The organism is Alteribacillus sp. HJP-4 (assembly GCF_042139015.1).
Classification (GTDB): Bacteria; Bacillota; Bacilli; order Bacillales; family Marinococcaceae; genus JBHIKY01.
Map to the genome: position 1 here is coordinate 1 of NZ_JBHIKY010000036.1, position 21,967 is coordinate 21,967.

Annotated in this window: 24 protein-coding genes and 1 other annotated feature; of the genes, 18 read left to right on the forward strand and 6 right to left on the reverse strand. The window is 45.6% G+C overall.

Features of this window, described 5'->3' with window-relative positions; all coding sequences use genetic code 11:
- Positions 1-155: 155 nt before the first annotated feature.
- Complete coding sequence (gene arsA, locus ACE4RR_RS19995) at positions 156-1,907, reverse strand: arsenical pump-driving ATPase (RefSeq protein WP_375537202.1); 1,752 nt, start codon at positions 1,905-1,907, stop codon at positions 156-158.
- 11 nt (positions 1,908-1,918) lie between these two features.
- A complete protein-coding gene (arsD, locus tag ACE4RR_RS20000; protein WP_375537203.1) occupies positions 1,919-2,275 on the reverse strand; it encodes an arsenite efflux transporter metallochaperone ArsD in 357 nt (118 codons plus the stop codon).
- Positions 2,276-2,393: 118 nt separating this feature from the next.
- Here arsD and ACE4RR_RS20005 point away from each other — a divergent pair, with 118 nt between their 5' ends.
- From ACE4RR_RS20005 to ACE4RR_RS20085, 17 genes are all read left to right on the forward strand, one after another.
- Positions 2,394-2,744: an ArsR/SmtB family transcription factor gene (locus ACE4RR_RS20005; protein ID WP_375537204.1), complete on the forward strand. Its 351-nt coding sequence runs from the start codon at positions 2,394-2,396 to the stop codon at positions 2,742-2,744.
- A gap of 46 nt (positions 2,745-2,790) precedes the next feature.
- The gene (locus ACE4RR_RS20010; protein ID WP_375537205.1) at positions 2,791-4,122 is read left to right on the forward strand and encodes an arsenic transporter; all 1,332 of its coding nucleotides are present in this window, start codon (positions 2,791-2,793) and stop codon (positions 4,120-4,122) included.
- An 18-nt stretch (positions 4,123-4,140) separates the two neighbouring features.
- The gene (gene arsC / locus ACE4RR_RS20015) at positions 4,141-4,560 is read left to right on the forward strand and encodes an arsenate reductase (thioredoxin) (RefSeq protein WP_375537206.1); all 420 of its coding nucleotides are present in this window, start codon (positions 4,141-4,143) and stop codon (positions 4,558-4,560) included.
- 373 nt (positions 4,561-4,933) lie between these two features.
- Positions 4,934-5,740: a peptidoglycan DD-metalloendopeptidase family protein gene (locus ACE4RR_RS20020; protein WP_375537207.1), complete on the forward strand. Its 807-nt coding sequence runs from the start codon at positions 4,934-4,936 to the stop codon at positions 5,738-5,740.
- Complete coding sequence (locus ACE4RR_RS20025) at positions 5,733-6,575, forward strand: site-2 protease family protein (protein ID WP_375537208.1); 843 nt, start codon at positions 5,733-5,735, stop codon at positions 6,573-6,575. The genes ACE4RR_RS20020 and ACE4RR_RS20025 overlap by 8 nt, the downstream gene beginning before the upstream one ends.
- A 12-nt stretch (positions 6,576-6,587) precedes the next feature.
- Positions 6,588-8,102: an Rne/Rng family ribonuclease gene (locus ACE4RR_RS20030; RefSeq protein WP_375537209.1), complete on the forward strand. Its 1,515-nt coding sequence runs from the start codon at positions 6,588-6,590 to the stop codon at positions 8,100-8,102.
- A 52-nt stretch (positions 8,103-8,154) separates the two neighbouring features.
- Positions 8,155-8,226, forward strand: a sequence feature (ribosomal protein L21 leader region).
- A 12-nt stretch (positions 8,227-8,238) separates the two neighbouring features.
- Positions 8,239-8,547 carry a 50S ribosomal protein L21 gene (gene rplU / locus ACE4RR_RS20035; protein ID WP_375537210.1) on the forward strand — a complete coding sequence of 103 codons (309 nt, stop codon included), beginning with the start codon at positions 8,239-8,241 and terminating at the stop codon, positions 8,545-8,547.
- A gap of 12 nt (positions 8,548-8,559) precedes the next feature.
- A complete protein-coding gene (locus ACE4RR_RS20040; RefSeq protein WP_375537211.1) occupies positions 8,560-8,898 on the forward strand; it encodes a ribosomal-processing cysteine protease Prp in 339 nt (112 codons plus the stop codon).
- A gap of 5 nt (positions 8,899-8,903) precedes the next feature.
- Positions 8,904-9,188, forward strand: coding sequence for a 50S ribosomal protein L27 (rpmA, locus tag ACE4RR_RS20045; RefSeq protein WP_375537212.1), 285 nt, complete (start codon positions 8,904-8,906; stop codon positions 9,186-9,188).
- A 337-nt stretch (positions 9,189-9,525) separates the two neighbouring features.
- Entirely contained in the window at positions 9,526-10,485 is a 960-nt protein-coding gene (locus ACE4RR_RS20050; protein ID WP_375537213.1) for a calcium/sodium antiporter, read from the forward strand.
- A gap of 13 nt (positions 10,486-10,498) precedes the next feature.
- Positions 10,499-11,239, forward strand: coding sequence for an MBL fold metallo-hydrolase (locus ACE4RR_RS20055; protein WP_375537214.1), 741 nt, complete (start codon positions 10,499-10,501; stop codon positions 11,237-11,239).
- Between the two features lie 661 nt (positions 11,240-11,900).
- Positions 11,901-13,922, forward strand: coding sequence for a chemotaxis protein CheW (locus tag ACE4RR_RS20060; RefSeq protein WP_375537215.1), 2,022 nt, complete (start codon positions 11,901-11,903; stop codon positions 13,920-13,922).
- Positions 13,923-13,939: 17 nt separating this feature from the next.
- Positions 13,940-14,407 (forward strand): chemotaxis protein CheW, encoded by a 468-nt coding sequence (locus ACE4RR_RS20065; RefSeq protein WP_375537216.1) that lies wholly within the window; start codon positions 13,940-13,942, stop codon positions 14,405-14,407.
- Between the two features lie 15 nt (positions 14,408-14,422).
- Positions 14,423-14,782, forward strand: a complete 360-nt coding sequence (locus tag ACE4RR_RS20070; protein WP_375537217.1) for a response regulator — start codon at positions 14,423-14,425, stop codon at positions 14,780-14,782.
- A 14-nt stretch (positions 14,783-14,796) separates the two neighbouring features.
- Positions 14,797-15,276, forward strand: coding sequence for a chemotaxis protein CheX (locus tag ACE4RR_RS20075; protein ID WP_375537218.1), 480 nt, complete (start codon positions 14,797-14,799; stop codon positions 15,274-15,276).
- 534 nt (positions 15,277-15,810) lie between these two features.
- Entirely contained in the window at positions 15,811-17,106 is a 1,296-nt protein-coding gene (locus ACE4RR_RS20080) for an NAD(P)-binding domain-containing protein (RefSeq protein ID WP_375537219.1), read from the forward strand.
- 246 nt (positions 17,107-17,352) lie between these two features.
- On the forward strand, positions 17,353-18,387 hold the full coding sequence (locus ACE4RR_RS20085; protein ID WP_375537220.1) for an MFS transporter: 1,035 nt from the start codon (positions 17,353-17,355) through the stop codon (positions 18,385-18,387).
- 36 nt (positions 18,388-18,423) lie between these two features.
- Here ACE4RR_RS20085 and ACE4RR_RS20090 read toward each other — a convergent pair whose 3' ends face one another.
- Positions 18,424-19,626: a DUF418 domain-containing protein gene (locus ACE4RR_RS20090; RefSeq protein WP_375537221.1), complete on the reverse strand. Its 1,203-nt coding sequence runs from the start codon at positions 19,624-19,626 to the stop codon at positions 18,424-18,426.
- Positions 19,627-19,828: 202 nt separating this feature from the next.
- Between ACE4RR_RS20090 and ACE4RR_RS20095 the strand changes: the two genes are divergently transcribed.
- Positions 19,829-21,010 (forward strand): FtsW/RodA/SpoVE family cell cycle protein, encoded by a 1,182-nt coding sequence (locus ACE4RR_RS20095; RefSeq protein ID WP_375537222.1) that lies wholly within the window; start codon positions 19,829-19,831, stop codon positions 21,008-21,010.
- Positions 21,011-21,232: 222 nt separating this feature from the next.
- On the opposite strand, the gene ACE4RR_RS20100 is transcribed toward ACE4RR_RS20095, so the two are convergent.
- The 3 genes from ACE4RR_RS20100 to ACE4RR_RS20110 all read right to left on the reverse strand — a co-directional run bounded on the left by ACE4RR_RS20100 (position 21,233) and on the right by ACE4RR_RS20110 (position 21,922).
- The gene (locus ACE4RR_RS20100) at positions 21,233-21,394 is read right to left on the reverse strand and encodes a YvrJ family protein (RefSeq protein WP_375537223.1); all 162 of its coding nucleotides are present in this window, start codon (positions 21,392-21,394) and stop codon (positions 21,233-21,235) included.
- 63 nt (positions 21,395-21,457) lie between these two features.
- Complete coding sequence (locus tag ACE4RR_RS20105; RefSeq protein ID WP_375537224.1) at positions 21,458-21,679, reverse strand: DUF2922 domain-containing protein; 222 nt, start codon at positions 21,677-21,679, stop codon at positions 21,458-21,460.
- 33 nt (positions 21,680-21,712) lie between these two features.
- Positions 21,713-21,922, reverse strand: coding sequence for a DUF1659 domain-containing protein (locus ACE4RR_RS20110; protein WP_375537225.1), 210 nt, complete (start codon positions 21,920-21,922; stop codon positions 21,713-21,715).
- Positions 21,923-21,967: the final 45 nt, after the last annotated feature.

Genomic DNA, 21,967 nt, shown 5'->3' on the forward strand with positions numbered 1-21,967 from the left:
AATTTATGAAGTATTATAACAATGAGCGTATCCAAGAAAAATTAGGCTACCATACACCAATAGATTTTGGTGACATGGTAGCCTAAGAAGGTGTTTTATTACTGTCTCATATAACTAGGTCAGTCTAATGAGACGGTTTTCTTGTGTCCAACAGATCAATGCTGTGACAATTTTACAGAGGAGTGGATGGAAAATGGAAGCAGGCTGACTTGACCTGCCTGTTGTTCCGCTACGCGGGAAATCCAGCGTTTTTCCTGAAACGCACGCCCTAACAGCACCGGATCCATCGTTCCAGCAGAAAGAAAGCTGTGATTAATTACCCACCAGGAGGGCTGAATACCGGCCCGCTTTAAATCGTCCTGGAGTCTTTCAGCTTCAAGAACGGGTGTGGCTTCAGGGAGCGTTGCCAGTACTACAGCCGTTTTCTGCGGATCATGCAGCAGAGGAAGCAGCTGCTTAACTTCCTCAGGAAGCTCTCCCGCAGATCGGAGCACCTCTTGATGGTATGATTCGGCTGCGTCAAGCAGCAGCAGTGTGTGTCCGGTTGGAGCGGTATCGAGAACGACAAACTCTTTCTCTGCACGTGATGCCAGACGGGCAAACGCATAAAACACAGCGATTTCTTCTGTGCATGGGGAGTCGAGATCCTCTTTAATATACGCCAGGCTGTCCTCGTCCAGATCAGAGGCAACCTTCGTAAGAACACTTTGCTTATAGTGTTCTTTTTCTGTTGGTGGATGTATGCTGCTTACGGTTATAGTCTCTGGCAGCGATTCACCGGCAAGTGTACCAGGAAGGTGGTTTGCAGGATCCGTAGTAGTTAAATGCACGGAATGTCCTGCATTGGCAAGACGGCGCGCGATCGCAGCAGCAATGGTTGTTTTCCCCACACCACCTTTTCCCATCGTCATGATCAATCCGCTGCCTTTTTCTATTTGTGTGTTAATAAAGGCATCCAAACCAGGAAGTTCTGGTATAGTTAAATCGCTTTTCTTATCCTGCGGCTTCAGATCGGTATCAGAGAGAAGTCTGCGGAGCCCGTCTATACCTTCGGCCGCTGCAGCGAGCAGAGCTATGGTGTACTGAGGCAGCAATCGAAGATTCTCAGACATCCGTGACAGTGCCTGCTGCTGGCCCTGTATAAAAAAGTCAGCTGTTTCATCACGGCTTTCTTTTTCGGGATGAATCCCATTAATAATCAAGGACTGTTGATAGATGCCGAGCTCTTTCAGCTCACGCGATGCACGGTCCGCTTCCTCCAGGGAAGACTGCTGTGGACGGGCCACTAAATAAAAGGTGGTACTGCTCTCATCGGTGAGTGTGCGAACTGCTTCTTGATACATATCTTCTTTTTCCTGAAGACCAGAAAGCGGGCCAAGGCAGGAAGCGCCGTGTGTACTGGTATGAAGAAAATCAGACCAGGCGCTCGGAAGCTGCAGCAGCCGGAGCGTGTGGCCTGTCGGAGCTGTATCAAAGATAATATGATCATAACTGTTGTTTACGTCAGGTTGAACAAGCAGGCCTGTGAATTCATCGAAAGCAGCTATTTCAACGGTGCATGCACCAGATAATTGTTCTTCCAAATTTACAACAGCTGCCTCTGGAAGCTTATCACGGTAAGGTTCAACGATTTTTTCCCGATAAGAACCGGCAGCCTGCTTCGGATCAATATTCAAGGCATATAAATTATCGACTGCGGCAATTCGGGTCGGGGCGCTGGCAGATATTTTCATGCCAAAAACGTCTTCGAGATTAGAGGCCGGATCAGTACTGACAATCAGCACACGTCTTCCGGCTTCAGCTATTGAAATCGCTGCTGCTGAGGCAGCAGAAGTTTTTCCAGCGCCTCCTTTCCCGGAAAAGAAAATATGTTTTGTCAGCGTGAGCTGCTTCGGGTCAAAACGCATCGGTCTCCTCCTTACTTAATCTCAATATCCACCCTGCGCGGTGCAGTACCTTTTTTGAGTACATCTTCTTCTAATTTGAGCCATTGTGTAAGTTCATATCGATTGGGGTAGTCTCCTGATTTCATTATCTCCCCGTCGAGGAGAGTCACCGGGAGTACATCCATTCCTTTTTCTTTCATCAGCTCATTTACCTGTTTATTTTGAACGAAGGGCTCCGGATCCTGAGTCAAATTATAGCGGATAACCTCCGCACCGTGATTTTTCAGGACATGGAGGTCGGAGGCAATTCTTGTGAGTTCCGGGTCGACATCCGGCCCGCATACGCCGGTCGGACAGCAGAGTGCAGGATCAAAGATTTCAAGCTTCATGCAGACATCCTCATTTCTTTACAAAGATTTAATATATCAAAAGATTGACATATAATGATGTATTTATAATATAATAAGTCACAGAGCTATCATTTGACAAGGGAAGGAGATGAATTGGATGAAGACATTACAGGAAATACCGATCGAAAAAGCGGCCCCCGTATTAAAGCTGCTGGGCGATAAGACACGTTTAACGATGCTTGCCATGCTTTATGAAGGTGAATGCTGTGTCTGCGAGTTCACTGAAATTTTTAAAATGAGCCAGCCCTCCATCAGTCAGCACCTGCGGAAGCTTCGTGATGCAGGAGTCGTGAATGAAGAGCGGCGCGGCCAATGGGTCTTTTATTCCTTAAATAAAGATAATGACCTCTATGCTCTCGCTGAAAGCATCATTATGCAGCTTCCGTCGCAAATAGGGAAGCTTGAAGAGCTTGAGAAGAACGGTAACCGTGTCATCTGGTGTGGGTGAAATCACGGGTAGGAGAGCCATAATAGAGAAAAGGAGATAAACACCAATGCCTGAACAACTAATGGCTGTTCTGATTTTTCTTGTTACACTCGTGCTTGTAATCTGGCAGCCGAAGGGACTGTCCATCGGCTGGTCTGCCACACTCGGGGCAATTCTTGCACTGCTCGCCGGGGTGGTGACCTTTGCGGATGTCGGAGATGTAACAAACATTGTCTGGAACGCCACCTTGACATTTATTGCTATTATTATTATTTCTCTCATTCTGGATGAGATTGGGTTTTTTGAATGGGCCGCGCTCCATATGGCAAGGATTGCCGGAGGCAGCGGGCTGAAAATGTTTGTTTATGTAGCCTTGCTCGGTGCCGTTGTGGCTGCTTTATTCGCAAATGACGGTGCCGCTCTGATCTTAACACCAATAGTGCTTGCTATGGTGCGGGCTCTTCACTTTAAAGAGGCAATGATTCTTCCATTTGTGATGGCAAGTGGATTTATCGCAGACACAACCAGCCTTCCGTTTATTGTCAGCAACCTCGTCAATATCGTATCTGCTGATTATTTCGGGATAGGCTTTGTGGAATATGCCTCACGAATGATTGTGCCAAACTTGTTTTCACTTGTCGCAAGTATTCTTGTACTTTACTTATATTTTCGAAAACAGATTCCACGCACATATAATTTAGAAGACGTCAAAACACCTGCTGCTGCCATTCAGGACCACCGTATGTTTCGGCTCTCCTGGCTTGTGCTGGGTCTTCTTTTAACCGGTTATTTCGTAAGTGAATTTATCCCCTGGAGCAATCCGATCACCGGAGAGTCAGAAGCGTTTCCAGTATCCTTCATTGCCGGGCTGATCGCTGTATTCTTTTTGTTCATGGCAAGAAAAAGTTCTGCCGTTGAAACAGCCACGGTTATAAAAGGAGCACCCTGGACCATTGTTGTTTTTTCGATAGGGATGTACGTTGTCGTCTATGGCCTCCGTAATGCCGGCCTGACTGATTTGCTTGCGGCAGGGCTTGAGGCAGCCGCGGGCCAGGGACTCTTTGCAGCCACGATGGCAACTGGTTTTACAGCGGCAATATTATCGTCGGTGATGAATAATATGCCGACAGTAATGATTAACGCGCTGGCAATCGCTGATACAGAAACCCAGGGAGTTCTCCGGGAAGCGATGGTCTACGCGAACGTAATCGGTTCTGATCTTGGTCCCAAAATCACACCGATCGGCTCTCTTGCTACGCTGCTCTGGCTTCATGTGCTCTGGACGAAAGGCGTTAAAATCAGCTGGGGGTATTATTTTAAAGTTGGTATCGTGATTACCGTTCCAACTTTATTCATTACCCTCGCCGGTTTATATATATGGCTTTTAATTATCGGATAATGAAAGGAAGTACGTACAATGAGTGAGAAAAAAATAATGTATTTTTTATGCACAGGTAATTCCTGCCGCAGTCAGATGGCAGAAGGGTTTGGAAAAAACTATTTAAAGGACTGGGACGTTTATTCCGCCGGGATTGAAGCACACGGAGTAAATCCGAAAGCTGTTGAAGCGATGAAGGAGCGCGGCATCGATATTACTAACCATACGTCTGATACGATTGACCGCGATCTGTTAAACAACGCTGACATGGTTGTGACTCTTTGCGGTCACGCCAACGATATCTGCCCCACCACGCCGCCGCATGTGAAACGAGAGCACTGGGGATTTGATGATCCTGCCAAAGCTGAGGGCAGCGAAGAGGAAAAATGGGCGGTCTTCCAAAGAGTCCGTGATGAAATCGGCGAGCGCATTAAAAGGTTTGCGGAAACGGGAAAATAACTAATAGGGGCAGTGTTTAAAAGTAAACCTTTTGAGCACTGTCCTTTCTTTGAAATATAAGAAAGTATTAATTTTGTTGATTTCATCCCTGCAGACGGACGCATTCAGCTGTTAACGTTTGTTGTGGATTCTCACGAATCGCTTATCGGTGGATGCTTGCCGTAGGCACGGCCTCAGCTAACTTGGTCAAGAAGATTACAGCTCGACAGGGGACCCTGTCAGTTCTGTACAAAAATTCAACATGCTTGCTGCCGCCCGCCGGAGATTTTAAGCATACCCTTTCTGCAGCCACATATAATGTGAGCAACCGGAAGTTTAGACAAGCAGGCGCTTGTCCGCATTCTAAACTTCATCTAAAAGGAGCGGAGCGGGGATGAACAAACAAATGCATAAAGTAAGAAAAAAAGTTGATCAAAAACGAAAAAAACGCGACCTGCACTTTGAAAAAGAAAGAGAAAGACAGCGCTCTACAGAATCAGGATTTTACCCGCATCACAGTGATGCTCCTTACCACGAGCCGGAATTTTATATGTGGAGAGATCAGGAGGACACCAATGATACACCGAAAAGCCGAAAAGGGACCTGGGTCATTCAGGGCTTTGCGGCAGTGATATTGTTTTTGTTAACGGGTATTCTTTTTCAATCAAATCATCCAGCTCTAGAGGACGCAAGAGGCTTTGTGGAGCGTTCATTCGAGCAGGAATTTCCTTTTGCTGCGGCATCTGCCTGGTATGAAGAACGGTTTGGCAGCCCGCTTGCTTTTATGCCCGGAGGAAATACGCTTGAGGAGCCTGTCGCAAATGTGCCGGAGAACAATCCATCCGCTCCAGTGATTCCTGTATCAGGAACGGTGGCAGAAACCTTTTCGGAAAATGGCAAAGGAATTATTTTGGAGACGGGTCCAAACGAAACCATTGAAGCAGCAGAAGGTGGAGTCATTATACACGCAGGACCTCATGAAGAATGGGGAAATGCAGTTGCTGTTCAGCACTATGAAGGAGGAGAGGCATGGTACGGCATGCTCGAAGGAATCAACGTCAAGTTATATGATCATGTCTCCTCCGGCACGGTTATCGGCTCTGTAGAAAAGCTGGAAGAGCAAGAAGGAGGAAGATACTCGTTTGCGCTGAAGGAAAATGGGGATTACGTTGATCCTTCGGACGTGATCTCATTTGATTAGCGCGGTCCGTCTCATTAAGATTCATCCCTTATTCTGGCTCGTCTGCGCGCTTTCTTTATTTACGAGTTATTTTTACGAAATGCTGATGCTGTTTTCGATCGTCTTTCTCCATGAGCTTGGCCATTATGTAGCGGCAAGGTCATTTCAATGGCGGATTGAACATATCAAAATTCTTCCGTTCGGTGGAGTAATGGAAACGAAGGAGCACGGCAGCAGGCCGGCAGCAGAGGAAGCACTCGTAGCTATTGCCGGTCCTGCTGTTCACGTGCCGCTGTGCCTGCTCTCTTTTCTGCTTCTGCAGACGCCGTGGTGGTCAAATGCAGATCATGAGTCTTTCTTTTACTGCAACCTGCTGCTATTTTGTTTTAACCTGCTTCCGGTTTGGCCGCTGGATGGAGGGAAGCTTTTATTGTGCCTGTATTCACTGATGCTCCCATTTAAGCAGGCTCAGAAATATTCGTGGATGACGTCATTTCTGCTGCTGCAGACCGGAGCCCTCTTTTTAATTATTTTCTATCCCTTTCATTTACAGGCGTGGCTTCTGTACGGATTCTTTCTTCTTGCCCACCGCACCGAGTGGAAGCAGATGCCCTACAGTTATTTCCGGTTTTTATTAGCGAGAACAGAACTTGCCCGGCTGCCCGGGAAGTCGTATAAGGAATCCATATCCTGGCACGCCCGGCCGGTCGACGCCGCAAAAAAACTAAGAAAACATGGAGAAATAACTTTTCACATAATAGAAAATGGACAAATCCTGCCAGAATCCTATATCCTTGAAGCAATCACAAAAAATAATCAGGGGATGCTTCCTTTACGGGAATGGTGTTTGAAATAAAGGGGTTATCGCATGGAAGTCATTTTTAATACTGCAACGACAGAACGGCGTGCCGTACTCAGAGAAAACGGAAAGACCGTCGAAATAATTATTGAGCGTCCGGAACAGGACAGAATTGCCGGCAGTATCATCAAAGGCAGAGTCAAGGATGTGCTGCCTGGAATGCAGGCGGCATTTGTAGATATTGGCCGGGAAAAGAATGGTTTTTTGTATAGAAATGAGCTTCTCGCCTTTAAACAGCTGGAGGAACCGGAAGAAATAAAACAAAAGCTCAGCATATCCGAATTTCTAAAGGAAGGGCAGGAGATCCTTGTCCAGGTAAACAAGGAGGAGTTCGGTGAAAAAGGAGCGAGGCTGACGGAAAATATCGCGCTTCCTGGAAAATATACGGTTTACATGCCGGAGGGAGCGTACATAGGTATTTCGAAACGAATGTCCAATGAAGCTGTACGAGAGCAATGGCGTACAGCTGCTTCGCATCTTCTCAACCTCAGGGAAGGGCTGATTATAAGAACCATCTGCGAAACCGTGCCGGAAGACGTGGTGGCTGAGGACATTCGCTATTTACGTGAGGATTGGAAGCAGGCGCTTGACGCTGTCAAATCAGTAAAACCGCCTGCCGTAGTGCACCGTGACGGCGGCATTGTGGAACGGCTGCTCCGGGATCATCCACTTGAGAAAATGAACCGTATCATTTTTGACCATCAGCCTGACATCAAGCTGGCAAAACGGCTTCTTCGCTACGAGCAGAAGGATACAGCTAAGATTGAGCATTATCGCGGCTATGAAAATGTCTTTTCTCATTACGGGGTGGAAAGAGAGATTGAACGAGCGCTGCAGCCAAAAGTATGGCTGAAAAACGGCGGCTCCTTAATGATTGAAAAAACCGAGGCGCTCACTGTGATCGATGTAAATACCGGCCGCTTTACGGGTAAAACCAATCTCGAAGAAACCATTCTGCAGACGAATCGACTGGCTGCGGAAGAAATTGCTGTACAGCTGCGTCTGCGTGACATATCAGGTATCATCGTCATTGATTTTATTGATATGAAAAGAGAAACGGATCAGGACGCCGTGCTCCGCACACTCAGACAGGAGCTCCGCCGGGACCGGACAACGTCCAATGTGCTGGGTATCAGTCAAATCGGGCTCGTGGAAATGACCAGAAAAAAAGTAAGAAAAAGCCTGACGGATATACTGACGGATGCATGCCCGGCCTGTTCCGGAAGCGGAGTGCGCCGCTCAGATGAAGCTCTTGTATTTGAAGCCGAACGGCTGGTGCATGAGCATAGAGAGATAGAGGAAGAAGCAATTGTGCTGGAATGGCCGGATCGCGCCGAAATATGGGCAGAAGCATCCGGTCTGTTAAACCAATGGATGGATCGCTATCCATTCAGAATATACAGTGCTGCTTCAGCCGGTTCTGACAGAATTAACATTCTCTTTAAAGGTACGACAACAGAAGCAGAGAAAAAATGGAATCAATTGCTGAAAAAAGACCGCTCTTCCTTTGATATGCCTGATTGACACGGTCCTCAGCGCGTGGTATGATGTCTTTTGTTAGTCGTTTGGATTCGCACCCAAACTACAACCGCTCAAATGCAGGTTATAAGTCCTTACGGCACCTGTACTGGCGAGTCTAAGTCATTAGGAGGTGCATACAATGTACGCAATTATTGAAACTGGCGGGAAGCAGATTAAGGTCGAAGAAGGCCAGACTGTTTACGTAGAAAAGCTGAACGCAGAAGCAGGCGATGCTGTAACATTCGGAAACGTAGTCTTCGTCGGAGGCGACAATGTAAAGGTCGGTGCTCCATTCGTAGACGGTGCAAAGGTTACCGGCAAGGTTGACAAGCACGGACGTCAAAAGAAAATTACGGTATTTAAACTGAAAAAGCGTAAAAACTACCGCCGCAAGCAGGGTCATCGTCAGCCCTACACTAAAGTTGTCATCGACAAAATTGATGCTTAAGGCCTGAAAACGATGATTGAAGTAAATGTTGATCGAAGCAGTACAGGAGAAATCCTCACATTTTCAATGTCCGGACACGCAGATTCCGGCCCTTACGGCTACGATCTTGTATGTGCAGGAGCATCTGCCGTTTCATTCGGAGCAGTAAATGCAATTGCTTCTATTTGTAATGTAGAGCTTAATGTAGACATGAAAGACGAGGGAGGCTACCTTCTCTGCGCCGTGCCTGAAGAAATGAACAGGGCCGTCAGAGAACAAGTCCAGCTGCTGCTGGAAGGAATGCTCGTATCCCTCGCTACGATCGCCGAAGAATACGGTGAGTATATAACGATTGATGAATCCAGGAGGTGAGACACATGTTGAAATTGAACCTGCAGTTCTTTGCTTCGAAAAAAGGGGTAGGTAGTACAAAGAACGGCCGTGATTCCATTTCTAAGCGCCTCGGTGCGAAGCGCGGAGACGGACAGCTCGTTTCGGGCGGTTCTATCCTTGTGCGCCAGCGCGGAACACGCATTTACCCTGGGGTGAACGTAGGGAAAGGCGGCGATGATACGCTTTTCGCAAAAAGCGATGGTATCGTGAAATTTGAACGCCTTGGCAAAAAGCGCAAGCAAGTAAGCGTTTATCCAAAGGAAGCATAAGCCTATAGAAAACGTCCAGTGCTTTGGCACCGGGCGTTTTTTTGCATTGTGTACCCCTATGTTCACTGGTCACTGCAGGAGGACGCTTTCCGCGGGCAGCCACGATGATTCCTCCGCATACTGATTCCGCTATTTTCCATAAAAAGCCTGGTTTTATAACTTTGCCGGACATGGGTGCCGTTAATGACCGAATTTTAAAAGAATTACGGATCTCCTGTCCGCGTCCAGACCCGGACCTTTTATTTCGTTGCGTTCCAGCGGGCTGAACGTTTACATATTTCACCAATCGGGCATAGATAACGTGATAACGAGAAATTCTACAAAGGAAGACGTATTGATGACATATATCTTGTTGCTGATCGGATTTGCGCTGTTAATTAAAGGAGCTGATTTATTTGTGGACGGTGCCTCCAGCATCGCCGGACTTCTCCGGGTACCTCCGCTATTAATAGGACTTACAATTGTTGCCTTTGGGACAAGCTCGCCGGAGGCTACGGTCAGCATGATAGCAGCCGCGCAGGGAACAACAGAAGTAGCACTCGGCAACGTGGTCGGCAGCAACATTTTTAACATTACTCTTGTCGCCGGTCTCACCGCCTTTCTTTTTCCTTTAAAAGTGGAAACGGAAACGATACGAAAAGAGATCCCTTTTACCTTTCTTGCGAGTACTGCACTGCTTATCATGATGAGCGATGTTTTGCTGCAGGGCGAGGTAAACACCAATATAATATCCCGCGCGGACGGATTTATTTTCTTACTGTTTTTCACCATTTTCCTATACTATATTTATGAGGTGGCCAGAAACAGCCGCGGCAATAATACCGCAGCTCCTTCAACTGTGACAGAAAAGAAATGGAGCAGGCATGTGTTATTTACGCTGGGCGGCCTGGCTGCGATTATCTTCGGTGGTGATCTCGTTGTCCGAAACAGCACAGAAATCGCCTACACTTTCGGCATGAGCGAAACGCTTGTCGGATTAACCATCGTCGCGGTCGGAACCTCGCTGCCGGAGCTGGTGACCTCCATAACAGCAGCGGTAAAAAAACAAAGCGAGCTGGCACTTGGCAATATTATTGGAAGTAACATTTTCAATATTCTATTTGTCCTCGGAGCTTCTGCGGTAATATCTGACCTTGTTGTCAACAGCAAGGTGTTTCTCGATGTTGGGCTGATGCTGCTGCTGACACTTGTGCTGCTATTGTTTTCGAAGACTAATTATAGGGTTGGAAAATATGAAGGAATGATGCTGGCAGGATTTTATGTGGTTTATCTGGTGTATATTATTTTGCGGAATTAGGAGGAGCATTACGATGAAAATTACTGTCGTCGGCTACTGGCATGCCTTTCCGAAAAAAGGAGAAGCTGCCTCGGGCTATTTGCTTGAACAGGATCACACGAAGGTGTTGATTGACTGCGGGAGCGGGGTGGTTTCGAACCTGCAGCGTTATTGTAGTCTGGACGAGCTGGATGCCGTTGTTATTTCTCACTACCATAATGACCATATTTCTGATATAGGAGCGCTTCATTATTTTCGGCTGCTTCAGCCCTATATTCAAAAAGAAAACCCCCGTGCGTTTCAAGTGTTCGGACATCAGGACGATCAGGAAGGCTTTCAGCGCCTTTCCTATCACGATATTGTAAAAGCCAAACCGTACCGGGCGGAAGAGCCGCTGCAGATCGGGCCATTCACTTTCCGTTTTTACAGAACGACTCACCCGGTGCCTTGCTATGCGATGAAAATCTCCAATGCGGAAAGCTCTATTTTCTATACCGCAGATACCGGGTATACGCCTGAGCTTGCAAAAGCAGCTGAAGGAGCAGAGCTACTGATAAGTGAATGCAGTCTGTATAAAGGACAGGACGGTTCCGCAGCCGGGCATTTAACGAGCGAGGAGGCTGGGAGACTTGCAGACAGAGCCGGGGCTCCGCAGCTGCTGCTATCGCACCTGCCTCACTTTGGAGAGCACAGCCGGCTGAAGCAGGAAGCCAAAGCTGAATGTCCTAATACTGCAGTGGATCTTGCTTCCTCCGGCTGGAGTAAAACGTTCTAAGCATTTCCAACATAGTTCAAAAAACACGGGGAAACACCTCGTGTCTCAGGTTCTTGGTTTGCGGTGCGTCGCGGAAACTTAGTGATCAATACGAAAAATAACAAAGTCGCCCTTTTGGTGTTTATTCATAGATGGAAGAACGAAAATGTGCCCACCTGCAGGGATGAAAACAACAAAATCTACTTTTTTCTTAACTTTGAACAAATAAAATGGCTGGAAAACCACCATTTTCCAAAACATACTAAAAAAGCTGTATCAAAAGGATAAAATCTATTAACGCGTCCCAAAAATAATCCCGTATCACTATAAAAGTGGTGCGGGATAACTTGTTTTGGTGTGTAACCACCAGAACGGGGACTGAAATTTTTTAAAATGTCTGTTGATACAGCCGCTTCTACACAGCCTGAGACACGGGTAAACACCCGAGTCTTTTATTTATTAAAATGCAGCGGCTGTTATTTAAGGAAAAATTATGTGGATTACTAGGTAATGGGTAATTATAACTATTTATTTTTTAGCAAATGTTATTTTTATAAAATTTACTATGAAAAATATCACAGATAAGCCGATAATATAGAAAGCAGGGCATGTACATAGAGCACGGCCCGATAATTAAGCCGGCGGGACCTTCTGCCATTGGCTGGCAATGGGAGTTGTTTATATGAACCATTCAGAGTACCTGGATGTATTTATTGAAGAAAGCCAGGAGCATCTTCAAGCGATAAATGATCATTTATTACAGCTTGAAAATGATCAGCGCAATTTATCCATAGTCGGAGAAGTATTCCGCTCCGCTCATACGTTAAAAGGGATGGCAGCCACGATGGGATATGAGGATCTGGCCCATTTAACACATAACATGGAGAATGTGCTGGATTTGCTTCGAAATGAAAAGCTTGATCCATCTACAGAAGTAATCGACATTGTATTTGAAGCTGTGGATGACCTCGAGGAGATTGTGACAGACATTGCCGGAGGCGGAGAAGGGAAACGGGACATCTCAAATGTTACCGCCCGTCTCGAAGCAGTTCAGCAGGGTGATGGAGCACCAGCTTCAGAGGCTGCCGCGACTGCAGAAGTAACTTCACCTTCTCAAAGAGCCGGGTTACAGGAAAACTATGATCAATATGAATTAACAGTCATTCAACAGTCTGCCGAGCAGGGTTATCATGCTTATCAGGTGGAAATTTCACTTGATGAACAAACAATGCTGAAGGCCGCCCGTGTATTTATGGTGTTTGAGGTTTTGGAACAGATCGGAGAAGTAATAAAATCCAATCCCCCTGTAGAAGCCCTTGAAAACGAAGATTTTGAGCAGCATTTTCTTGTGACAGTGCTTTCGAAAATTGATGCTGCCGAGATTGAACAGCGTATATTCAAAGTTTCAGAAATTTCCCATGTAGACATTCAAGTAGTCGAGGTCGAGAAGTACAAGCAAACACAAGAGCCGAGGGTGGAAGAAGCACCTAAAACTCGTTCTGCCGGCCAAAGCAGTGAGACAGGAAAGAAATCGGCCGGTAAGAAGCCGAGTGAAGGGAATAAAACAATCCGCGTAAATATTGAACGGCTCGATGTCCTGATGAATCTTTTTGAAGAGCTTGTCATTGACCGCGGCCGTCTCGAACAGATTTCAAGTGAATTAAAGAACAGCGAATTAAACGAAACGGTAGAACGGATGTCTCGTATCTCCGGCGATCTCCAGGAAATCATTCTGAATATGCGGATGATGCCCGTTGACCAGGTTTTTAATCGTTTTCCGCGGATGGTCCGAAGCTTATCCAAGGATCTGGGAAAACAGGTAAAGCTTGATATTTCCGGAGCGGAGACAGAGCTTGACCGCACTATTATCGATGAAATTGGAGATCCGCTGGTTCATCTGATTCGCAATTCGATTGATCACGGTATCGAAAGCCCCGAGAAGCGAAGACAGGCGGGAAAAGTAGAAGAAGGAACCGTACTGCTTAAAGCGTATCACAGCGGAAACCATGTTTTTATTGAAATCGAAGATGATGGAGCCGGTATTCATAAAGAAAAAGTGATTCAAAAGGCACTCGAAAATAAAGTCGCGACAGAAGAAGAAATAGAGAAAATGTCCAATCAACAGATCTACAGTCTTCTTTTTTCTTCTGGCTTCAGCACGGCTGAGCAGATTACGGATATCTCCGGGCGCGGTGTAGGGCTCGATGTTGTGCGTAACACGTTTGAGTCGCTGGGCGGAGTCGTATCCGTTGATTCAGAATTAGGAAAAGGCTCCCGATTTTCAATACAGCTTCCACTGACACTTTCAATTATCGATGTCATGCTTGTTGAAATTGGGCTCGAAAAATACGCCGTACCGCTGACTTCTATTGTAGAAACGGCGATTGTCAACAAAAATGATGTGTACAGTGCCCACAGCCAAAAGGTAATTGATTTTCGAGGAAAGGTCGTCCCGCTAGTTTTCCTGAGTGAGACCTTTGAAGTGCCACGAGAGGAAACGGATGATGAATTTTATTCTCTTGTAATTATTAATAAGGGAGATAAGGTAGCGGGCCTTGTAGTGGATTCATTAATCGGGCAGCACGATATCGTTTTAAAATCTCTCGGTAATTACTTAAGCAATGTGTTCGCGATTTCTGGCGCCACTATCTTAGGAGACGGACAGGTGGCTTTGATTATTGACACCAATTCCTTAATCAAATGATAAAGGGGGCAGAAGTGATGGCCAATGCTGCAGAAGAGAAAAAAGATTTAAAGATTATTGTATTTCAGCTGAAGGACCAGGAATATGCGATGGAAGTTGAATATGTGCAGTCGATTGAACGGATGCAGTCCGTCACACGTATACCAGGGGTGCCTTCCTACATAGTCGGAGTAATGAATTTGCGGGGAGTAATTACTCCTGTCATCGATCTGCGGTCCCGTTTTGGTATTGAAAAAAAACCATACGACGAAGCGACGCGGATCCTCGTACTCTCCAAAGACAGCAATGAGATCGGATTCATTGTAGACGGCGCCAATGATGTACTTGATATTCCCGTCTCCAGCATTGAACCGACGCCGGAAGTGGTAGGTGGAGTTGCAGAGGAATACTTACGTGGAGTGGTAAAAATTGAAGATCGCTTATTCACCCTGCTTCATCTTGATAAAATTTTACAAAAACAAACGGACAAAGCAGTAGAACTATAGGAGGCTATGAAAAACATGCCATCAGTATTAATCGTAGACGACGCATCCTTTATGAGAATGATGATTAAAGATATTTTGTCAAAAAATGAATTTGTAATTGCCGGAGAAGCATCAAACGGGGAAGAAGCAGTAACCATGTATAAAGATTTACAGCCGGATCTCGTTATGATGGATATTACGATGCCGGAAAAAGACGGAATTGCCGCTTTAAAAGAAATAAAAAATAACGATCCGGCTGCCCAGATTATTATGTGCTCAGCAATGGGGCAGCAGTCGATGGTAATCGACGCCATCCAGGCAGGGGCCAGGGACTTTATCGTAAAGCCGTTTCAGGCAGACCGTGTCATGGATGCTATCAACAAAGTACTTGGATAAGAAAGGAACCTGTTATGACAGCGACACCAAATATGGAAGCAGGGCATGTAAATGCGATTTCACTCGCAGCATCAGACATTATTCACAGCCATTTAGGGCTGCAGGCGCGTATGGAGAAGCCGTATATTTCAGGCAGTGATGTGCTCTCCTCGGATATTTCAGTCGTCATGGGAATCAATGGAAGTCTAGAAGGTCAAATTATTTGTACAATGGAAGCTTCGACGGCCTGTTCTATCGTCGGAAGCATGATGGGGGGAATGACGATAACCGAGCTGGATGACATGGGCTGGAGCGCCATCCAGGAATTCGGAAATTGGGTAGCAGGACGAGCAGCCTCCGAGCTGGAAAAATCAAATGAAACGGTCGACATCACTCCGCCAGTCATCAATGAAGGACATTCACGCTTTCGAATAGCCTCAAAATTTTTGACCTTCCCTTTGAACAGCAGTGCAGGAAGTATAAAGCTTCATGTTGCTGTCGCGCCGGTAAAATAACGAATTAGCATAATCTCAGTGATTGTGCTTTTTTCATGCTGGTTTGTACCTGGCGTACACGGGGAAATAGAGCGAATCGGGTGGAAAAGCGGTCCGGGAGCGGGAAACAGCGAAACTTCCCTGGAAAAATCCACGGAGAGAGGGAAACCGTATTGTCAAAAGGTTAAACGCCGAGCGCTTCCGTGGAAAGCGGATCCTGAAAACGGGAAATCCCAATTAGCGAGGGGAAATAGAGCGAATGGGTGGAAAAGCGGTCCAGGAGCGGAAAACAGTGGTGCTGCCAGGGATCCGGAATACTAAATGAACATTTCCTAAGAGCAGTAAATCAAAAAAAATTGATTTAATGCTTGCGTTTTATGGAAATTAACGGTAAGATAAATTTATATCAAAAAATATTGATTAATAGAACCCAAAACGTTCTGATCACTCCATTACGAAACATTGGTTCAATACATTCTCATCCATATTCAATAGGTGATAGAAATGTTTTTGATTCATTAATCAAAAATAATTGATTAAGGGGAGATAAAAATAATGAATAATTCTTCACTACCGGTTGCAATTATTGGAGGAGGTCCTGCAGGCCTTGCGGCAGCAGCCCATCTTTCAAAACGGGGTCATTCATTTCTATTGTTTGAATCAGGGGAAAAACTTGGGAATCATTTCTTAGACTACGCTCATGTCCGTTTATTTTCCACGTGGGAGTACAATATTGATGAAGCCGCAAAATATTTACTTGAGAAGAATGGAGTTGAGCTGCCTAACCCTGATGAATTGCCGCTGGGAGGAGAAATCGCGACGAAGTATTTACAGCCGTTAGGAAATCTGCCTGAGCTGAAACCATTTATTTATTTGAACAGTAAAGTGGTTCATACTGCCAGAAAAGGGTTTGATAAAGTTAAATCAAAAGGAAGAGAAGACGCGCCATTTGAGCTTCATGTCGAAAGCAGCAATCAAGAAGTCCAACGCTATTATGCGAGGGCTGTGATTGATGCTACGGGGACGTGGCAGCAGCCCAACCCTTTAGTATCTGGCGGACTTATTGAAAAATCCTCCTCAAACATTCATTATCGAATACCAGATATTCTGCATGAGGATAGAAAGACATTTGAAAATAAGCGTGTTCTCATTATTGGAAGCGGACATTCAGCTTTTCATTCCATTCTTGAGTTAGCAAAGTTGAAAACAAAGGCTCCAAACACAGAAATAACCTGGATGATTCGAAGATCGAATATAGAGGAAATAATGGGCGGAGGAGATAACGATCAGCTGCCTGAAAGAGGGGCATTAGGAACCCGGCTCAAACAGGTAATTAGTGATGGAGCGGTGAATGTGTATACTTCCGCTGTTGTTCAATCCCTTCGGAAAAGCAATGGGAATCGTGTGATTGTGCATGCTGATGTACAAGGAGAACCAATGACTTCAGGTCCCTATGATGAGGTGATCGCAAATACTGGTTCAAGACCGGCATTTCAATTTTTAAGTGAAATAAGATATACTGCCGATCCAGCACTAGAAAGCGTACCAGCTCTTGCGCCACTGATTGATCCAAACGTACACAGCTGCGGAACCGTCCGTCCTCACGGAGAAAAAGAGTTAAGGCAGCCGGAGAAGGATTTCTATATTATTGGTGCGAAAAGCTATGGCCGTGCTCCTACGTTTTTGATGGCGACCGGATATGAGCAGGCACGCTCTGTGACTGCCTATTTATGCGGAGATGAAAAAGCAGCTGAACGAGTAGAGCTTCATTTGCCGGAGACAGGCGTGTGCAGTACAAATCCTCCTGTATTAGAGATACAGTTGGTAAACAATAACTCCTGCTGCAGCTAAAGCGTTATAAAACCAGAAGGGCTGAACTTCAGTCCTTTTGGTTTTATAGAAAAAATCGAACAGGGTAGTGATGTAAACACAGTGGAAGCCTCCAAAGAATACAGCAAAAAATACATAGGAAAGCTTATTTTTTTATCCATCGCTATGATAGGCACCATGACAACTTGGTTTGCGATGACAGCCGTCCTTCCAGCATTATCTGAGCTATAGGATCTAAATCAGAGGCAGGAAAGCTATATTACCGTTATGGTCCAGGCAGGATTTGTAACGGGCTCTCTTTTTTCTGCCTTTTTAAACCTGGCTGATCGTATTGCGCCGCCGATGATTTTTTTATGGGCAGCCTGCCTGGCAGAGGTATCTACAATTCTAACGGCAGCTGCGGCGGATACATATTCAGCGGCACTCTGCATTCGTTTTGTTACTGGCTTTGCGTTATCTGGTGTGTACGGTCCCGGTCTTAAATTAATATCCTCCTGGTTTCGCATTCGAAGAGGGATGGCATTAGGAATCATAGTAGGGTCACTCACATTCGGTTCAGCTTCACCGCATTTGTTTTATGGATTTGGTCTGCCATCATGGGAAACGGTACTTTGGCTGGCTGGCACGGCTTCCATCTGCTCAGGGCTTCTCGTATTCATCACTCTCTCGACAGGACCTTATTTTTTACCAAGCGGAAAATTTGACCCCCGTGCTATCCCAAGGGCGTTTCGATACATGCCTGTTCGTCTAGCAAATTTTGGTTACTTTGGACATTCGTGGGAATTGTACGGCATGTGGACGTGGATCGGCACATTTTTATTTCAAAGCTTTAATGAGCGGAGTCTGCCGCATTCTTCTCTTCTTTCTTCTTCACTGACCTTTGCTATTATTGGATCAGGATTTTTCGGGGCATGGGCAGGAGGAGTGATAGCTGATCGCTTCGGAAGAGAGCAGGTCACGATCTGGTCGCTTGCAATTTCAGGAACAATATCGCTTCTGATTGGATTTTTTTATGGAGGGCCGCCATGGCTGCTGGGTCTGCTCGGAGTAATTTGGGGCTTCAGCATAATAGCTGATTCAGCTCAATTTTCTGCACTGGTGACAAAGCATGCAGACCAAAAATATGTAGGATCTGTGCTGACCTTTCAATTAGCGGCAGGGTTTGCAATTACCATGATTATTATATTATTAGTGCCTCTGACGGCAGAAGTAATAGGCTGGCAGTTCGTATTTCTTATATTACTTCCAGGGCCGGTACTGGGTCTGTTGTCCATGGTGAAATTAAAAAAGGAGGGAAGTTGAATGGCATATCCATGCTCAGCCATTCAACTCTCACCATCAGCGATACGTCCATTTTCTCCACACTTTTTCCATCGGGCCCTGTTGATGGCTCTGAAGCCAGAGAAAACTTAAGATGACTTGTGCAGCGAAAATAATAATCGTAATCAGTATACCGGTGGCAGCATCGATCGCCCCATAAAGGCCGAGGCCAAATCCATAAAATATCATGATACAAAGGATGGTCTGAAGCAGGTAGTTAGTCAGCGCCATTTTTCCAACACTTGCTAACGGCTGGGCGAGACGGATCCGGTTTTGTTTTTGAAAAAACAGCATGGCTGTTGCCATATAAAACAACATGAGAAGCGGCCCTCCAACAATGTTCAGCCCTTCTGCCAATCCGGAGGTCAGCCAGGTCGGGAAAGGAACAAGGTTATTTGTAAATAAAGCAAAAATGATTGCTGCTGCGATTCCAGGGACCATAGTGTACAGCTGTATTTTCCTCCACGTCTTCAAATGGTCGACAGAGTGGGTAATCCAGCCTTTTTTTCCCACATACAATCCGATCAGAAAAATACCGAGGACGTTAGGTACGGTAAAGAAAATGTTTCCCAGAATCACAGGAATCTCATCGGTTAGCCGGAACATAAACAGTTCGGTAAACGAACCGCTGTTATAGGCCGTTTCTGCTTCACTGATTGTCTGCTGTGCCTGACTTTCGTAAGTAGAGCCTGATTGGCTCGTCAGTAAAAGATTCCCGGCTGTGGTCAGCCCACCTACAATAACGGCGGAAAAAGTAATCAGGCCGATGCTCCAGCTCAGGATAGTTTTTGTGCTCCGGCCGATAAATAATAACAGGAAAAAACCTGCGACAGCATACGTATGTAAAATATCGCCGCTCCATAAAAGTATCAAATGAAACAGGCCGAGACCAAGTAAAAACGCCATTCGATTTTTAAACAACGCTGCAGCCTGAAGGCCTTTTTCAACGAGACGGCTGTAAAATAAGTAAAATCCGAGTCCGAATAAAAAGGAAAACAGCGGATAGAATTTTCCTGTAATGAACAAGTCCAGAAAAAGGACAGAAATTTGGTTGATAATTCCCGGTGGCAGCACTCCAAGTTCACTTGGCAGTGACTGGTTTTGAAAAATAGGTGATTTAAAAGAAACCATATTGGCTAATAAAATACCTAGCAGTGCAATTCCTCTCACGATATCCAGTGTTTCGATCCGTTCTTTGCCCGTTGCCGGAGCAGCCCTCATAATATTCCTCCATCATTACATGATTATAAGCTATTCGTATTTTAACACAACAGGCAAAAATGAATATCGAACGGCCCGTCATAATGAAAGTTCTCGTTTACAGAATATACTATACGCAGAGGCAAATATCGTGTATCATTTTGAACAGAATGGTGCACGGAAACACGCACAAGATTAATGAAGAAAATCTGGTGATGATAGATTGAGTTTAATTAACCCTATCAACGAAAAGCAGTATGATATTAATATGCTCTTCGTTTTATTTTTGTTTGGCGTTGTCAGCTGTTTTTATATCTATTATGCCCAGCAGATGGGTCAGTACGGCACCAACTTTTCGATCCGCCAGCTAGTGTTTTATGTGCTGGCATTTGGTGTGGCACTCGCTGTCCTTCATTTTGATTTTGAATATTACTTAAACCTGCATTGGTTCACGTATGGATTTGGTTTGTTTCTCCTTTTAGTCCTTGATGTTCTCGGGCCGAACGAATCGTTTGCACCGACCCGCAACGGGGCGGTAAGCTGGTTTGAACTCCCAGTAATCGGATCCTTTCAGCCGTCCGAGCTGATGAGGATTTTCTTGATACTCACAATGAGTGCAGTCGTCTATAAACATAATTCACGTTACCGGGATAATCGCACCATGCAGACTGATCTGAAGCTGACCGGCAAAATGATACTGCTTGTCGTACCGGTGATTTTTCTGCTGGAACGTCAGCCGGATATGGGGAGCATTATGCTGATTGCCGCTATTTTTATTGCGCTGATGGTAGCTTCCGGAATGTCCTACAAAATCATCGTCACTTTGACAGGTATTCCACTTGCCTTATTTGGAGCATTTATTTTTGCTTTTTTTCGTTTCCCGACTCTGGTCGAGACATATTTATTGTCTCAGATGCAGGAGTATCAGGTAAGCCGTATATATGGATGGCTGAACCCTTTTGAATATACCGATGCAGGCTTTCAAACAGTACGTGCCATCACAGCGATCGGTTCAGGCCGTCTTTATGGCAATAATGACACCTCTGTTTACATACCGGAAGCACACACAGATTTCATTTTTGCTGTCATCAGCTCCATGCATGGTTTTCTCGGCGGCGCGTTTGTTATTACACTTTACTTTGTACTGCTCTATCAGATTCTAATTATTGCACTGCGCTGTCATAACGCGTTTGGTAAGTATATTTGTGCCGGAATGCTTGGAATGCTGGCTTTCCAGGTGTTTCAAAACATTGGCATGAGTCTGGGCCTGCTCCCGGTCACCGGGTTTACACTTCCGCTCTTAAGCTATGGAGGAAGCTCGCTTGTCGCCACAATGTTCGCACTCGGCATGATTATGAGCGTCCGCTACCATTCGAAATCCTACTTTTTTGAATCTCAAAAATAAAAATCAGCCCAGTGACGCGTGATACAGATGAGCCGTTATTACAAGCTTCGTAAGCAAGATTTATCCGGACATTGTCCACCAACCTTTTGAATATAGCGGAATGTTATAGAATAGCGGATCTCTTGGCCGCAAAGAGCACATCCTGCCCGGCCGTGCGTACAATTATGAGCTTCATTGAAAATACCGCCTTCTCAGAAAAAGGCGGTATTTTTATTAGTAAAACTAAGCTGTATTTTTCCCTGGTTTTTCAGTATTCCCGCTCTCGGGCCAGAGCTTCACGGCAGCAATCAGAATATCCAGCTTTTTTTCCATACGATGCAGCAGGTAAAAAGCGATTACCGCTGTCATGCCATGCTCTCCAGCCGCGTTCAGCCACATTTCCATCTCTGCACCTCCTCGAAATCGAATGAAAAACGCCCGGCCAGTGCCGGCCGGACGCTTCCTTAATTATTCAGCTTCATATATCGTGGAAACATTTCGTTCGACGATGCGCGCATCACGTGCAGAAGCAAGTCCGCCTCCTGCGGTAATAAATGCATCCGACTCAGCAATTAATGACATTGCATCGGCAATTTCCATTTCATCTGCCGGCTCAATCGGATCATCCAGTCCAATTGTTACATTATTGCCTTCCTCGTTTACAAAGCGAAGCTCTAAGCGTTTACTCATAATAAACTCTCCTTTCCATTCCTAATTAAATGACTAAACTAGATCGTATTCGTTGTGGCGTCGTACGGCTACGGTGTTATACTGCTGTAGGCCGGAGAGGGCGTCAGCCACTTCTTTAAGTTTGTCATCCTCTGCAGTAATTTTGATGTTGTTAAAGGAACGCTGCTTAAACATTGGCTTACCGCTGCCATCAACACCTGTTTCCAACTGAAGTGAAAGTCTGCTTGCAATTAATTCTCCCATGCTCGCTCACCTCCTTTCACTCTCTATATGAACCTGTCCCTCCCA